The following is a 13260-nucleotide window of genomic DNA, read 5'->3' as shown; positions in this document are numbered from 1 at the left end:
CGACGCGCTCAGGCGTTACGCGAATTCGTGCAGCGCCGAGCGCATCTTCTTCATCGCGCTCGCCTCGATCTGCCGAATGCGTTCCGCCGATACACCGAACTCGTCGGCCAGTTCGTGCAGCGTCTTGCCGCCCGAGCCGTCGTCCTGCACGTCGAGCCAGCGCGCCTTGATGATGCGGCGGCTGCGCTCATCCAGCGATTCGAGCGCTTCGGCGAGGCCGTCGCTTTGAAGCTTGTCGAACTGGCGCGCGGCGATGACATTCGTCGGCTCGTTGTGCGAATCCGCCAGATAGGCGATGGGCGCGAACGCTTCCTCGCCGTCTTCGACCTGGCCTTCGAGCGCGATATCGCCGCCCGACAAGCGGGTTTCCATCTCCGCGACTTCCTCGCGCTTCACGTTCAGCTCGTTCGCGAGACCGTCGATCTCGTCCGGCGTGAACGCCGAATGGCTGGTCTTGTGGCTGCGCAGGTTGAAGAACAGCTTGCGCTGCGCCTTGGTGGTGGCGACCTTCACCATGCGCCAGTTGCGCAGGATGTACTCGTGGATTTCGGCCTTGATCCAGTGCATGGCGTACGACACCAGGCGCACGTTTTGCTCTGGGTCGAAGCGCTTCACGGCCTTCATCAGACCGATGTTGCCTTCCTGAATCAGGTCCGCGTGCGGCAGGCCGTAACCGAGATAGTTACGGGCGATCGACACCACGAGGCGCAAGTGCGAAAGCACGAGCTGGCGCGCGGCGTTCAGGTTGCCCTGCTCGCGAAATTCGGTGGCGTACTGACGTTCCTCCGCCTGCGAAAGCATCGGAATACGGTTCACTGCTTGTATGTATGAATCGATGTTGCCGATCTGGCCAGTCAACATCGACGACTGTGCGTACGTCAGCGCGCCTGCCGAAGATGCCTTGGCAGGTGCCGAGTTCACGACATTCGGAAAGGTCATCGCATTGGTCACGCTCATAAGCTCCTTATCAACAATTCGCTGGCCGCTTAACCGCAGCGGCGGTCAGATACGATATTAGCACTCCGGTTCAGCGAGTGCTAAGTGTTAGAGCGAAGGGGAATGTGGGAGTTCCCACAAAAACTATCGAATTTGCGGGGTTAATAGGACAGAACGTTGCACGGAGAGCGGAAGAAACTACCGACGTTGGATTCGTCTTCGAATTGCTTACCGTTTTTGTGCGTTGCGGCGAAAGAAAATTCAACAAAAGAGGGTGTGTGGCTGCGATTCCTGCAAATTCTGAAAAACATCTCTAGAATTCGCGGACAAACGCTCTTAATGAAACACGCCCGTCATCCGAGTAAATGGGGTGCTCATGCATAAAAACAAGAGTTCGTGGCATCGTCCGCTGTCCCACGCGGCAGTCTTTGTCGCATTCGGCCTGGCGTCGGCGGCGGCTCATGCCGACCGGTTCGGCCTCCAGATCGCGGGCGGCGTCGCCGATCGCGACATCAAGAAAGCCGACCTCGGCGTGTCCTGGGATCCTGGCCTCACCTGGTGGGAGATCGGCGGATTCCACTTCACGCTCATCGGAGAAGGGCACGTGGCCTACTGGCACACGACCGAGGACAACGCCGTGCACTCGAACATCTGGGAATTCGGCATCACGCCGGTGGTGCGCTTCGTGAAGAGCGGCGGTTACTTCCGGCCGTTTATCGAGGCGGGTGTAGGCGTGCGGCTGCTTTCGCATACGCGCATCACGGAAGATTTCTCAGTGGCGACGGCGTTCCAGTTCGCGGACATGGTGGGCGTCGGCATGATCTTCGGCGACAAGCAGAACTATCAGGTCGGCTATCGTTTCCAGCATCTGTCGAACGGCGGTATCAAAGAGCCGAATCCTGGTATAAATTTCAGCCAGCTATATCTGCAATACAACTTCTGACGGGTCGCCGGCGCATCGGTTCCCCGACACAAGGGGACTCGACAGATGCCGGCAAAAACCATTGAGGCCATCCGCGGCCTGGAGCGCGACCGCTTCCGTGCGATGGTCGAGGGCGACGGCCCGGCGCTCGACGCGCTGCTGGCCGAAAACGTCAGCTACGTCCACACGAACGGCAAGCGGGAGACGAAGCGACAGTTCATCGATTCGATCACCGCAGGCCGCCGCCGTTATCGCCAGATCGAGATTCAGTCGCAGGAGGTGCTGCCCGCCGGCCGCGATACGTGTCTCGTCTCGGGCCGCGCGCTGATCGAGATGGAATCGAAGAACGGCGCGCTCCTGTTTCCGATCGCCTACACGGCCGTTCACGTGCAGACCGAGGGTCAATGGCAACTGCTCGCGCTGCAGGCGACGCGCGTGGCGCTCGAATAGCCACGCGCGCCGAACGTCAGGCTTCGACGGCTTCGTCCTGCCGCACGTTGCCGGCGACGCGCCCGGAGCGGTTCATCGCGCTCACCACCGCATCGGCGACAGCGAGCGCCGGATTCGCATGCACCGCGACGCCGAAGCGCGTCGGTCCGTCGCCGACGCGGCAGCCGACGAACGCCGCCGTCTCGCCGCTCGCCGTCACGGCGGTTTCGAACCAGTTCACGTTCGCGTCTGCGCAAAGCGCGGCGGCGACCGTCTGCGCGTAGGCGTCGCCGCTCGTCGCACCCGCCGGCGGCGCCACGGTGACGCGCTTTCCGAACACCGACAGCGTCGTGACGTCGACGCGCGAAACCGGCCCGCCCGCGTCGAAATACTCGCGCTTGAAGAGCTCGCAGATCGCGTCGCCGCTGATTTCGGCGCCGGATTCGTCGGTGATCCGCTGCACGGCGTGGCTGAATTCGATCTGCACGCGGCGCGGCGGCGTGAAGCCGAGGCCGCGTTCGAGCAGATAAGTGGAGCCGCCCTTGCCGGACTGACTGTTCACGCGGATGACGGCATCGTAGCTGCGGCCGAGATCGGCGGGGTCGATCGGCAAATAGGGCACTTCCCACGCCGTGCCAGGCACGCGCTGCGCGAAGCCCTTGCGGATCGCGTCCTGATGCGAACCGGAAAACGCGGTGAACACGAGGTCGCCCGCGTACGGATGGCGCGGATGCACAGGAATCTGGTTGCAGCGCTCGACCACGCGGCGCACGGCGTCGATGTCGGAGAAATCGAGGCCAGGGTCGATGCCTTGCGTGTAGAGATTCATCGCGAGCGTGACCAGATCGACGTTTCCGGTGCGCTCGCCATTGCCGAAGAGACAGCCTTCGATGCGGTCCGCGCCCGCGAGCACGGCCATTTCCGCCGCCGCGACCGCCGTGCCGCGATCGTTATGCGGATGCACCGAGAGCACGATGCTGTCGCGAAAGCCCATGTTGCGGTCCATCCACTCGACCTGATCGGCGAACACGTTGGGCATCGCGGCTTCGACGGTCGCGGGCAGGTTCACGATCATCTTGTGATCGGGCGTCGGACGCCACATTTGCGCGACCGCGTCGCAGACTTCCCGCGCGAACGAAAGCTCCGTCATGCTGAAGGTCTCGGGCGAGTATTGATAGATCCAGTGCGTGTCCGGCCGCGCCGCCGCGCATTCCTTGATGATGCGCGTGCCTTCGACGGCGAGCGCCTTCACTTCGTCCTTCGACTGATTGAACACGATCTTGCGGAACGACGGCGCGATCGCGTTATAAAGGTGCACGATCACCTTGCTCGCACCCGCGACCGCTTCGAACGTGCGCTCGATCAGTTCGCGGCGCGACTGCACGAGCACTTCGATGGTCACGTCCGCCGGAATGCGCTTTTCGTCGATCAGTTTGCGCACGAAGTCGAAATCGGTCTGCGATGCCGACGGGAATCCCACCTCGATTTCCTTGAACCCGATTTTCACCAGCATTTCGAAGAATTCGAGCTTCGCGGCGATGCTCATCGGCTCGATGAGCGACTGGTTGCCGTCGCGCAGATCGGTGCTCATCCAGATGGGCGCCTTCTCGATCGTGCGGTTCGGCCAGCGGCGGCCATTCAGACGGACTTGCGGAAACGGGCGGTATTTCTCGGCGGGGTTCGGCATCATGATCGTCGATCTCTCATCAGGCGGTTTGCGTAGCGTCTGCGAGAGAGACCGTGTCCGGCGGCTGGCCGGGCGTGGCGGGATGCACGTGAGACGGAGCGGCGCGCGCGTGTCCCGGAATCACCAGCGATGGTGACGCCTGTGACCAACGTGAACGTGCGCGGAGCAACGTGCATTTGACCCTCGCGTTTCCGTTTCGCGGGATGCGCGAACGAAAAGCTGACGACTACAAGTGGTAAGAAAAGGAACTACGGAGACTGCTGGCAGGACCGGGCGCCTTGCGACGCGCGGCGCTACGTCTGGCGACTTACGCTAGACGTAGCGATAGGGGCCGCGCTAGGCGGCCCGGAATAATTCGGAGGGAGGAAGGCTGGGCAAAACTCATGCGATCGACTTTAAACCAGCGTTGAATACCGTGTCAAATGGGATTTGCCTGATCGACAGCAGGTTTGCGCACCACATCGGCAATCACTTCGACCTGACGCGCGACGGCGGGCGGCACGGGCACGTCGCCGCGCAGCACGGATTCGATCCATCGCGCGGTGGTCGCGGCGTCGAGCGTTTCGGGCAGTTCGACGTGGGGCGCGTGCGGCTGCGAGTGCTCCGGCGCGATCAACGTTTCGACGTGGCCGTCGTGGAACCAGTCCACCTGCACCTGGCGGCGCGTATCCGCGACGGCTTCGCCTTCGGTGCCGCGCGCGAGCAGTGCGCCGCCCGCCGCCGCGTCCGGATGTTCCGTGAACAGTCCGGTGAGACTCTCGCGATACTCCGGATGCGTGTAGTTGACGAGCCGCAAGCCCGGATCAGCGAACGGTTGAAGGATCTTCACGAGCGTATGCGTCGAATTGCGCACGCCCATGCGGCGTCTGAGCGCCAAGAGCCGCGCGAGCTTCGGCGCGAGCACGGCGATCGGCGCGAACGCGAGTCGGCGCGACGCGAGACTGTCTTCGATTTCATCGTGCGAAGCCGCGTGCGCGATGCCCAGTTCGGTGAAAATTTCGGCGCTCGTCACGCGGCCCGGATCGTCGGTGACGCCGTGCACCAGCACCGGCACGCCTTCGCGCGCGAGTAGAAGCGACAGCAGCGGCACGAGATTCGGCGTCTTGCGCGCGCCGTTGTAGCTCGGAATCGACACGGGCCGCGCGTGCTCGCGGCCATTCTGAATATGCAGCGGCTCGAACGAGCGATGCGCGGCGGAAAGCATCGCGGCGAGCTCGGCGGCGGTTTCGCCCTTGACGCGATAGGCGAGCAGCACCGCGCCCAGTTCGAGTTCGGAGACGCGATCTTCGAGTATCGCTTCGTAGAGCGCGTAGGTGTCGTCGTGCGAAAGGGCGCGCGCGCCGTTCGGCCCACGGCCGATTTCCTTGATATAGCGCGCGCAGGCGAAAGTGGGGGCAGCGGAGTCGGTCATCAGAGAGTGGGGCGGATCGGGCGCTCAATTCCGTACTGTGAGCGATGCCGTCGCGCGTTTGAAGGTGCAGGAAGCTTATTGAGTACCGTATTTAACGAGCGCTGGCAAGCTGCAACGGGCCATCGTTTCATTCGATGCTTACGAATGACGACGCTTCCTTCGACCCGCCGACGGCTCGCCGAAAGCTCGCAAACCCGCGCCCGACAAGCTTCGCCACGATTTGCTCGCGCACGTTACACTCTTTTTTCTCGCCGGCCGTCCGCGCTGGCGCATTCGTTAGCAACAGGAGAGCGGGATGAGTTACGTGTTTCCTCCGGCGCCGGCCGCAGCGGTGCCCGTCGATGGTTCGAACGAGCAGTTTCCGGTGCGCCGCATCTATTGCGTCGGCCGCAACTACGAAGCCCACGCGCGCGAAATGGGCCACGATCCGGACCGCGAGCCGCCGTTCTTCTTCAGCAAGCCCGCGGATGCCGCGCTGTACGTCGCGCCGGGCTCGACGGGCGAGTTCCCGTATCCGTCGCAGACGAAGAATCTGCACTTCGAGATGGAACTCGTTGCCGCGATCGGCAAGCAGGGCAAGGACATTCCGGCCGATAAAGGGCTCGATTACATTTACGGCTACGCGCTCGGCCTCGACATGACGCGTCGCGATCTGCAAGCCGAAGCGAAGAAGCTCGGCCGCCCGTGGGATACGGCGAAAGGCTTCGACCGCTCGGCGCCGATCGGCCCGATTCATCCGGTGTCGAAGGTCGGACATCTGGAAAAGAGCGCGATCTGGCTGACCGTCAACGGCGAGGAAAAACAGCGCTCGGACATTTCGCAACTGATCTGGCCGGTGGGTGAAACCGTCGCTTATTTGTCGACGCTCTTTGAGCTCTTTCCCGGCGATCTCATTTTCACCGGCACGCCGGAAGGCGTCGGCGCGGTCGTGAAGGGCGATCTGCTGAAGGGCGGCGTGGAAGGCATCGGTGAATTCTCGGTGCGGGTCGTATGAAGCTCTATAGCTATTTTCGCAGTTCGGCGGCGTATCGCGTGCGCATTGCGCTGAATCTGAAGGGGCTCGATTACGATTACGTCGGCGTGCATCTGCTGCGCGACGGCGGGCAGCAACTGAAGCCCGAGTATCGCGCGGTGAATCCGGACGGCATCGTGCCTTCTCTGATCGACGGCGACGACGTGCTCACGCAGTCCCTCGCGATCATCGAATATCTCGAGGAGACGCATCCCGAGCCGGCGCTTCTGCCGAAGCGTCCGTCGGATCGCGCGTTCGTGCGCTCCGTCGCGATGCAGGTCGCATGCGAAATCCATCCGCTCGACAACCTGCGCGTGCTGAAATATCTGAAGCATCAGGTCAAGGTGCCGGACGAAACGAAGGACGCGTGGTACCGGCATTGGGTCGAGGCCGGCTTCGAGTCGCTCGAAAAACGGCTTGCTGCGGACAAGCGCGTCGGCGCGCTGACTTTCGGCGACACGCCGACCGTCGCGGATCTCTGCATCGTGCCGCAGGTGTTCAACGCGCGGCGCTTCGGCATCGACATGAGTCCGTATCCGACGATCGCGCGCATCGCGGATCACGCCTCCACGCTCGACGCCTTCGTCCGTGCCGCGCCAGGCGTTCAACCGGACGCGGAATGACGGGAAGTTTTGCGAGTTTTCTGTCGGGCGCGGGATTGGGCGCGAGCCTGATCGTCGCGATCGGCGCACAGAACGCGTTCGTTTTGCGGCAAGGATTGAAGCGCCGCCACGTGGGCATCGTCGTCTCGATCTGCGCGTTCATCGACATGCTGTTGATCGCGCTCGGCGTCGGCGGCATGGGCGCGCTGATCGCGCGTGCGCCGTTTCTGCTCGACGTGATCCGCTGGGCGGGCGCGATCTTCGTGTTTCTGTATGGCGTGCGTGCATTTCTCGCGGCGTGGCGCGGGCCAGGGCATCTGAACGCATCGGACGGCGATTCGCAGACGGCGCTCGGCGCGGCGTCCACCGTGCTCGCGCTATCGCTGCTCAATCCGCACGTCTATCTCGATACCGTGGTGCTGCTCGGCGGCATCGGCGCGCAGCGTGGCTGGCCGGGCAATGCGTGGTTCGCGGCGGGCGCGATGTGCGCGTCGGTCGTCTGGTTCACGGCGCTCGGCTACGGGGCGCGTTTGCTTAAGACGTGGTTCGAGAAGGACGTGTCGTGGCGCGTGCTCGACGTGATCGTCGGCTGCGTGATGTGGTGGATCGCGGCTTCCCTGATATTCGCGCGATGAAAAAAGGCGTCCACGCGGACGTCTTTTCCGGCTTTCGGCTCAGCCGAGCAACGCGTCCGCGAACTCTTCCGCGCTGAACGGCTGCAAATCCTCGACTTTCTCGCCCACGCCGATGAAGTACACCGGCACAGGCCGCTGACGCGCGATCGCGGCGAGAATGCCGCCTTTCGCGGTGCCGTCGAGCTTCGTCACGACGAGGCCGGTCAGGCCCAGCGCATCGTCGAACGCCTTCACCTGCGCGAGCGCGTTCTGGCCCGTGTTCGCGTCGATCACGAGCAGCACTTCGTGCGGCGCGTCGGGCATCGCCTTCGCGATCACGCGCCGCACCTTGCGCAGTTCTTCCATCAGATGCAGTTGCGTCGGCAGGCGGCCGGCGGTGTCGGCCATCATCACGTCGATCTTGCGCGCGCGCGCCGCGCCGACCGCGTCGTAGATGACGGCGGCGGCGTCGCCGCTTTCCTGGGCGATCACCGTCACGTTGTTGCGCTCGCCCCAGACCATCAGTTGCTCGCGCGCGGCGGCGCGAAACGTGTCGCCCGCGGCGAGCAGCACGGACTGGTTGAAGTGCTGCAGATGTTTCGCCAGCTTGCCGATGCTCGTCGTCTTGCCGACGCCGTTCACGCCCGCGATCATCATCACGAGCGGTTGCGCGCGTCCGAGCATCAGCGATTTTTCGAGCGGACGCAGCAGATCGACCAGCAATTCGCGCAGCGCGGCCTTCACTTGCGACGCCTCGGTCAGACGCTCCGCGCGCACTTTCTCGCGCAGCGATTCGAGCAGGAACTCGGTTGCGTCGACGCCGGCGTCCGACATCAGCAGCGCGGTTTCGAGTTCTTCGTACAGGTCTTCGTCGATCTTCGCGCTGACGAAAATTCCCGTGAGATTGGAGCTCGTCTTGGAGAGACCGTGACGCAGACGCGAGATCCACGATTTTTTCGCGACCGGATCGGCCTCGGGCGGCGGAACGATTTCCTCGCTCGCCTGATCCGTTTCCGGACCGCGCGCCCATTGCGATTGCGTGCGGCCCTGCCAGTATTCCTTCGATTCTTCCGTCCGAGGCACGATGGGCGATGCGGGAGCAAGGGGCGCTTGGGGCGCTTGCGGCGTTTGCGGCGGCGCTTCTTCCGGCGGCGGCGCTTCGGCGGCGAGCGCTTGCCGTTCGAGCTCGGCGTCGGAGATTTCTTCGTCCTCGGCCGCCTCGATCGATTCTTCCTGAGGAGCGTCGAGCGGCGCGTCAGCCGGCTTTTTGAGTTTCTTGAAGAAGCTGAACATGGATTTTGACGATGATGCGCGCGTGATCCGATGGCCTCGTGCGCGCGTTCGAGTCGCTTCGCGCGAGGCCCGCGCGATGGGATAGTAGCGGCATATTTTATCAGGCGCCGCCGTCCGCGCCCGTGCGGCTCCCGGCATGGCGCGCGCGTGTGGTAACGTTGGCTTTCATTGCCCGCGCCGGCAGGCCTTCAGGCAAAAATGCCCGGCGCGCACCACTCCAACAACGCTTTTATGCCCCGCTCGTCCGTTACCCGTTCCACCTTGCCCAGCCATACGCCGTCGCGCGGAGGCAAACCGCACACGATCCGCATCATCGGCGGAGACTGGAAGCGCACGCCGCTGCCCGTGCTCGATCTCGACGGCCTCAGGCCCACGCCGGATCGCGTGCGCGAAACGCTCTTCAACTGGCTCGGCCAGGATTTGAACGGCCAGAATTGTCTCGACATGTTCTCGGGCAGCGGTGCGCTCGGTTTCGAGGCCGCGTCGCGCGGCGCGAAGCGTGTGCTGATGATCGAACGAAGCGGGAAGGCGGCCGCGCAGATCAGGGCGAATCAGGCGAAGCTCGGCGCGCGCAACATCGAAATTGCGGAAGCGGATGCGCTGCGGCTCGTCGCGAGCCTCGCGCGCGGTTCGTTCGACGTGATCTTTCTGGATCCGCCGTTCGGCGATCATGCGTTGCTCCTGCGCGCGCTGGAACTCGCGGCGCCGCTCGTCGCGCCGGCTGGAGCGATTTACGTCGAATGCGGCGATCCGCTGGACCTGACCGGCATCGACGCGCTTGCTGGCTGGAGCATCGTGCGCGAAGGCAAGGCGGGCGCGGTCCGCTATCATTTGCTGCGCCGCGAAAATGAGGAATAATGCGCGTTCCCGATTTTGGTCCAGCCAGAATCGCGGGCGTGAGGGAGAGTTGGTCGTCGCAGCCACGCGGCCCAATGTAAATAAAAGAGGAGAAGCTCATGGTTGTCGCCGTGTATCCGGGTACGTTCGACCCGCTCACTCGTGGGCATGAAGACATCGTCCGGCGCGCATCGAGCATTTTTGATCAGCTCGTCGTGGGCGTCGCGGACAGCCAGGCCAAGAAGCCGTTTTTCTCGCTGCAGGAGCGGCTGGACATCGCGCATGACGTGCTCGGGCATTACCCGAACGTACAGGTCAGCAGTTTCACCGGGCTGCTGAAGGATTTCGTGCGCAAGAACAACGCGCGCGTGATCGTGCGCGGGCTGCGCGCCGTGTCCGATTTCGAGTACGAATTCCAGATGGCCGGGATGAATCGCTACCTGCTGCCCGACGTCGAGACCATGTTCATGACGCCGTCGGATCAGTATCAGTTCATCTCCGGCACCATCGTGCGCGAGATTGCGCAGCTCGGCGGCGACGTGAGCAAGTTCGTGTTCCCGTCGGTGGAAAAGCGGCTGATCGACAAAGTCGGTATTCTGTCGCAGAAGGATCCTGCGGCGCCTTGAGCGCCGGGCCCGCGCGTTTTGCCGTTACCGGACGTTGCGCGCGGGCGTCATGCCGGATTCGAAACTGGCGCAAGAGAGTGAAGCATGTCTTTGATCATTACCGACGAGTGCATCAACTGCGACGTTTGCGAGCCCGAGTGCCCGAACGACGCCATTTCGATGGGTCCCGACATCTACGTGATCGACCCGAACAAATGCACGGAATGCGTCGGCCATTTCGACGAGCCGCAATGCCAGCAAGTGTGTCCCGTGGAATGCATTCCGCGCGACCCGGCGCACGTCGAGACGCCTGAGCAATTGATGGCCAAATACCACGCGCTGATGGCGGCGAAGCATTCTTCCTAAGCGACGATCCTAAGCGACGATCTCGCCCAAAGCCGCGACGAGCGCGTCGCATTCATCGGGCGTGCCGATCGAGATGCGAAGATGCTGATCGATGCGCGGCAGCCTGAAGTGGCGCACGAAAATCTCTTTCGCTTTGAGCGCGGCGGCGAGCGCGGCGGCATCGTGCGCGGGATGCTTCGCGAACACGAAGTTCGCGGCGGACGGCACCACGTCGAAACCGAGCGTCTGCAATTGCGCGGTCAATTTCTCGCGGCTCGCGACGACTTTCGCGCAGCCTTCTTCGAACCACGCCCGATCCTCATACGACGCGAGCGCCGCGACCTGCGCGAGGCGATCGAGCGGATACGAGTTGAAGCTGTCCTTCACGCGCGTGAGCGCTTCGATGAGCGCCGGATCGCCGAACGCGAAGCCGACGCGCATGCCCGCCAGCGAACGCGCTTTCGAGGTCGTCTGCACGACGAGCAGGTTCGGATACGCATCGATCAGATTGACAGCCGATTCCGCGCCGAAATCGACGTACGCTTCGTCGATGATGACGGGCGCGTCCGGATTCGCCTTCAGCAGGACTTCGATTTCCGACAGCGGCAGCGCGCGGCCCGTCGGTGCGTTCGGATTCGGCAGCAGCACGCCGCCGCTCGGCGCGCGGTAGTCGTCGACATCGATCGCGAAATCCGCGTTCAGCGGCACGGTCTCGTATGCGACGCCGTAAAGCTGCGCGTAGACCGGATAGAAGCTGTACGTGATATCGGGGAAAGCGATCGGCTTGTCGTGCTTCAGCAGCGCCTGAAACGCGTGGGCGAGCACTTCGTCGGAACCGTTACCGGCGAACACCTGCTCGATGCGCAGCCCGTGATGTTTCGCGACGGCTTCGCGCAACGCGCGCGCGGTCGGATCGGGATACTTGCGCAGCGACGCGCCATCTTCGCCGAGTTCGCGACGAATCGCTTCGACGACACGCGGCGACGGCGGATACGGGTTCTCGTTCGTGTTGAGCTTGACGGGATGCGCCAGCGCGGGTTGCTCGCCCGGCACATACGGCGTCAGACGATGGACGATATCGCTCCAGAAACGGCTCAAGGTCGGCTCCAAATCAAGAGTTGCGGTGCAGGTTCATCATCGCACGCTCGGTCTCGCCGGCGACGACGACGGGCATCACGGCGAGCGCGCGCTCGATCGACTGATCGATCACGTCCTGTTCCTCGCGGCGCGGCGGCTTGAGCACGAAGTTCGCGACGTCGGGCTTCGCGCCCGCGCGCGCGCCTTCGGGAATCAGGTCGCGCGGATGCCCGATACCGATGCGCAAGCGCCAGTACTGCTGCGACGACAAATGCGCAGAAATATCCTTGAGTCCGTTGTGCCCGCCGCTGCCGCCGCCGAGTTTCATCTTCACGGTGCCGGGCGGGAGATCGAGTTCGTCGTGCGCGACGAGAATCTCGTCGGGGAGAATCTTGAAGAATTGCGCGACCGCGACCACGGATTGGCCCGAGCGGTTCATGAAGGTCTGCGGTTCGAGCAAATGCACTTCGTGACCGTGCAGGCGTCCCTTGCCGTAGAAACCGTGAAAGCGGCGCTCGTCGCGCAGCGTCGCGCCGGCGTCGCGTGCGAACTGGTCGACGAACCAGAAGCCCGCGTTATGCCGCGTCGCGGTGTATTCGGCGCCCGGATTGCCCAGGCCGACGATCAGCTTGATCATGTCGATTCATGTAGAACGAAAAAAAACCCGCCGGGGCTTGCGCGCCGGCGGGTCACGTCGACCGTTCTTGCGAACGGATCGAGAGGATAGCGGTGTTCCGCGTGCTTACTCGGCCGCCGGCTTTTCGCCTTCAGCAGCTTCGCCAGCCCCTTCCGACACGACAGCGGCCGGAATGGTCGCCGAAGCCACCACCGGGTTTTCCGCTTCGACGGAAATCGTCAGGCTCACGCCCTTCGGCAGCGGGATGTCCTTCGCGTGCATCGTCTGGCCGGCTTCGATCTTCGCCAGATCGATTTCCAGGAACTCGGGCAGGTCAGCCGGCAGGCATTCCACTTCCAGTTCCGTCACGACGTGCGAGATCACCGCGCCCGACAACTTCACGGCCGGGTTGGTTTCCTGGTTCATGAAGTGCAGCGGCACCTTGGTGTGCAGCTTCTTCTTCGCGTCGACGCGCTGGAAGTCCACGTGCAGCACGAGCTGCTTGAACGGGTGGTATTGCACGTCGCGCAGCAGAACTTGTTGCGACTTGCCAGCCACTTCCAGATCGAGAATCGACGAGTGGAAAACTTCTTTCTTCAGGGCGTGCCACAGGGCGTTGTGGTCGAGTTCGACCAGTTGAACGTCCGTTTCACCACCGTACACGATACCCGGGGTCTTGCCCGAGTTGCGCAGGCGGCGGCTCGCACCCGTACCTTGCTTGCTACGCTCGAAAGCGACGACTTTCATGTTTCACTCCTATATCTGCCCGCGACCAGGCAGGGAAACCGGGATCATCGAAATGTGTGATCCCAAAACAAGCGACGCGAACCTTCGTCCGTTCGCGCCGATCATGCAAAAACGCGAAGCATGCGCC

At 63.3% G+C, this 13260-nt stretch carries 15 protein-coding genes; 8 read left to right on the top strand and 7 right to left on the bottom strand.

Annotation, left to right across the window (positions count from 1 at the left end):
* Positions 1-15 precede the first annotated feature (15 nt).
* A complete protein-coding gene (gene rpoH, locus NOV72_RS23250) occupies positions 16-951 on the bottom strand; it encodes an RNA polymerase sigma factor RpoH (protein ID WP_106856992.1) in 936 nt (311 codons plus the stop codon).
* 361 nt (positions 952-1312) lie between these two features.
* On the opposite strand from rpoH, the gene NOV72_RS23245 reads away from it, so the two are divergent.
* Both NOV72_RS23245 and NOV72_RS23240 read left to right on the top strand, forming a co-directional pair.
* On the top strand, positions 1313-1879 hold the full coding sequence (locus tag NOV72_RS23245) for an acyloxyacyl hydrolase (protein ID WP_181291145.1): 567 nt from the start codon (positions 1313-1315) through the stop codon (positions 1877-1879).
* Between the two features lie 45 nt (positions 1880-1924).
* The gene (locus NOV72_RS23240) at positions 1925-2308 is read left to right on the top strand and encodes a nuclear transport factor 2 family protein (protein ID WP_106856913.1); all 384 of its coding nucleotides are present in this window, start codon (positions 1925-1927) and stop codon (positions 2306-2308) included.
* A gap of 16 nt (positions 2309-2324) precedes the next feature.
* Here the strand turns inward: NOV72_RS23240 and leuA are convergent, their stop codons facing one another.
* Together leuA and ybiB are read right to left on the bottom strand one after the other, a co-directional pair.
* Positions 2325-3977 carry a 2-isopropylmalate synthase gene (gene leuA, locus NOV72_RS23235; RefSeq protein ID WP_106856912.1) on the bottom strand — a complete coding sequence of 551 codons (1653 nt, stop codon included), beginning with the start codon at positions 3975-3977 and terminating at the stop codon, positions 2325-2327.
* Positions 3978-4392: 415 nt separating this feature from the next.
* A complete protein-coding gene (gene ybiB / locus NOV72_RS23230) occupies positions 4393-5385 on the bottom strand; it encodes a DNA-binding protein YbiB (RefSeq protein WP_106856911.1) in 993 nt (330 codons plus the stop codon).
* A gap of 295 nt (positions 5386-5680) precedes the next feature.
* On the opposite strand from ybiB, the gene NOV72_RS23225 reads away from it, so the two are divergent.
* Genes NOV72_RS23225 through NOV72_RS23215 form a run of 3 tightly spaced genes read left to right on the top strand, consistent with a single transcriptional unit; the run spans position 5681 to position 7634 of the window.
* Positions 5681-6379 carry a fumarylacetoacetate hydrolase family protein gene (locus tag NOV72_RS23225; RefSeq protein ID WP_106856910.1) on the top strand — a complete coding sequence of 233 codons (699 nt, stop codon included), beginning with the start codon at positions 5681-5683 and terminating at the stop codon, positions 6377-6379.
* Entirely contained in the window at positions 6376-7020 is a 645-nt protein-coding gene (gene maiA / locus NOV72_RS23220) for a maleylacetoacetate isomerase (protein WP_106856909.1), read from the top strand. The genes NOV72_RS23225 and maiA overlap by 4 nt, the downstream gene beginning before the upstream one ends.
* Positions 7017-7634, top strand: a complete 618-nt coding sequence (locus NOV72_RS23215) for a LysE/ArgO family amino acid transporter (protein WP_106856908.1) — start codon at positions 7017-7019, stop codon at positions 7632-7634. The genes maiA and NOV72_RS23215 overlap by 4 nt, the downstream gene beginning before the upstream one ends.
* A gap of 39 nt (positions 7635-7673) precedes the next feature.
* Here NOV72_RS23215 and ftsY read toward each other — a convergent pair whose 3' ends face one another.
* On the bottom strand, positions 7674-8906 hold the full coding sequence (gene ftsY, locus NOV72_RS23210; protein WP_106856907.1) for a signal recognition particle-docking protein FtsY: 1233 nt from the start codon (positions 8904-8906) through the stop codon (positions 7674-7676).
* A 231-nt stretch (positions 8907-9137) separates the two neighbouring features.
* On the opposite strand from ftsY, the gene rsmD reads away from it, so the two are divergent.
* From rsmD to NOV72_RS23195, 3 genes are all read left to right on the top strand, one after another.
* Entirely contained in the window at positions 9138-9764 is a 627-nt protein-coding gene (gene rsmD / locus NOV72_RS23205; protein ID WP_181291144.1) for a 16S rRNA (guanine(966)-N(2))-methyltransferase RsmD, read from the top strand.
* Positions 9765-9862: 98 nt separating this feature from the next.
* The gene (gene coaD / locus NOV72_RS23200; protein WP_106856905.1) at positions 9863-10369 is read left to right on the top strand and encodes a pantetheine-phosphate adenylyltransferase; all 507 of its coding nucleotides are present in this window, start codon (positions 9863-9865) and stop codon (positions 10367-10369) included.
* Positions 10370-10453: 84 nt separating this feature from the next.
* Complete coding sequence (locus NOV72_RS23195; protein ID WP_106856904.1) at positions 10454-10714, top strand: YfhL family 4Fe-4S dicluster ferredoxin; 261 nt, start codon at positions 10454-10456, stop codon at positions 10712-10714.
* 9 nt (positions 10715-10723) lie between these two features.
* Here NOV72_RS23195 and hisC read toward each other — a convergent pair whose 3' ends face one another.
* From hisC to NOV72_RS23180, 3 genes are all read right to left on the bottom strand, one after another.
* Positions 10724-11791: a histidinol-phosphate transaminase gene (hisC, locus tag NOV72_RS23190; RefSeq protein ID WP_106856990.1), complete on the bottom strand. Its 1068-nt coding sequence runs from the start codon at positions 11789-11791 to the stop codon at positions 10724-10726.
* 13 nt (positions 11792-11804) lie between these two features.
* A complete protein-coding gene (gene pth / locus NOV72_RS23185) occupies positions 11805-12407 on the bottom strand; it encodes an aminoacyl-tRNA hydrolase (RefSeq protein WP_106856903.1) in 603 nt (200 codons plus the stop codon).
* 105 nt (positions 12408-12512) lie between these two features.
* Positions 12513-13133 carry a 50S ribosomal protein L25/general stress protein Ctc gene (locus NOV72_RS23180; protein ID WP_106856902.1) on the bottom strand — a complete coding sequence of 207 codons (621 nt, stop codon included), beginning with the start codon at positions 13131-13133 and terminating at the stop codon, positions 12513-12515.
* Positions 13134-13260 lie beyond the last annotated feature (127 nt).

Origin of the sequence: Caballeronia novacaledonica (genome assembly GCF_900258035.1) — a bacterium.
In the GTDB taxonomy this organism is placed as follows: domain Bacteria; phylum Pseudomonadota; class Gammaproteobacteria; order Burkholderiales; family Burkholderiaceae; genus Caballeronia; species Caballeronia novacaledonica.
The sequence above is the reverse complement of the archived record's forward strand: the minus strand, read 5'-3'. Positions and strand labels throughout refer to the sequence as shown.

Excerpts from the sequence above, each read along its gene's own strand:
- NOV72_RS23245 (WP_181291145.1), top strand. The coding sequence starts at position 1,313 with ATGCATAAAAACAAGAGTTCGTGGCATCGTCCGCTGTCCCACGCGGCA.
- NOV72_RS23240 (WP_106856913.1), top strand. The coding sequence starts at position 1,925 with ATGCCGGCAAAAACCATTGAGGCCATCCGCGGCCTGGAGCGCGACCGC.
- leuA (WP_106856912.1), bottom strand. The coding sequence starts at position 3,977 with ATGATGCCGAACCCCGCCGAGAAATACCGCCCGTTTCCGCAAGTCCGT.
- ybiB (WP_106856911.1), bottom strand. The coding sequence starts at position 5,385 with ATGACCGACTCCGCTGCCCCCACTTTCGCCTGCGCGCGCTATATCAAG.
- NOV72_RS23225 (WP_106856910.1), top strand. The coding sequence starts at position 5,681 with ATGAGTTACGTGTTTCCTCCGGCGCCGGCCGCAGCGGTGCCCGTCGAT.
- maiA (WP_106856909.1), top strand. The coding sequence starts at position 6,376 with ATGAAGCTCTATAGCTATTTTCGCAGTTCGGCGGCGTATCGCGTGCGC.
- NOV72_RS23215 (WP_106856908.1), top strand. The coding sequence starts at position 7,017 with ATGACGGGAAGTTTTGCGAGTTTTCTGTCGGGCGCGGGATTGGGCGCG.
- ftsY (WP_106856907.1), bottom strand. The coding sequence starts at position 8,906 with ATGTTCAGCTTCTTCAAGAAACTCAAAAAGCCGGCTGACGCGCCGCTC.
- rsmD (WP_181291144.1), top strand. The coding sequence starts at position 9,138 with ATGCCCCGCTCGTCCGTTACCCGTTCCACCTTGCCCAGCCATACGCCG.
- coaD (WP_106856905.1), top strand. The coding sequence starts at position 9,863 with ATGGTTGTCGCCGTGTATCCGGGTACGTTCGACCCGCTCACTCGTGGG.
- NOV72_RS23195 (WP_106856904.1), top strand. The coding sequence starts at position 10,454 with ATGTCTTTGATCATTACCGACGAGTGCATCAACTGCGACGTTTGCGAG.
- pth (WP_106856903.1), bottom strand. The coding sequence starts at position 12,407 with ATGATCAAGCTGATCGTCGGCCTGGGCAATCCGGGCGCCGAATACACC.
- NOV72_RS23180 (WP_106856902.1), bottom strand. The coding sequence starts at position 13,133 with ATGAAAGTCGTCGCTTTCGAGCGTAGCAAGCAAGGTACGGGTGCGAGC.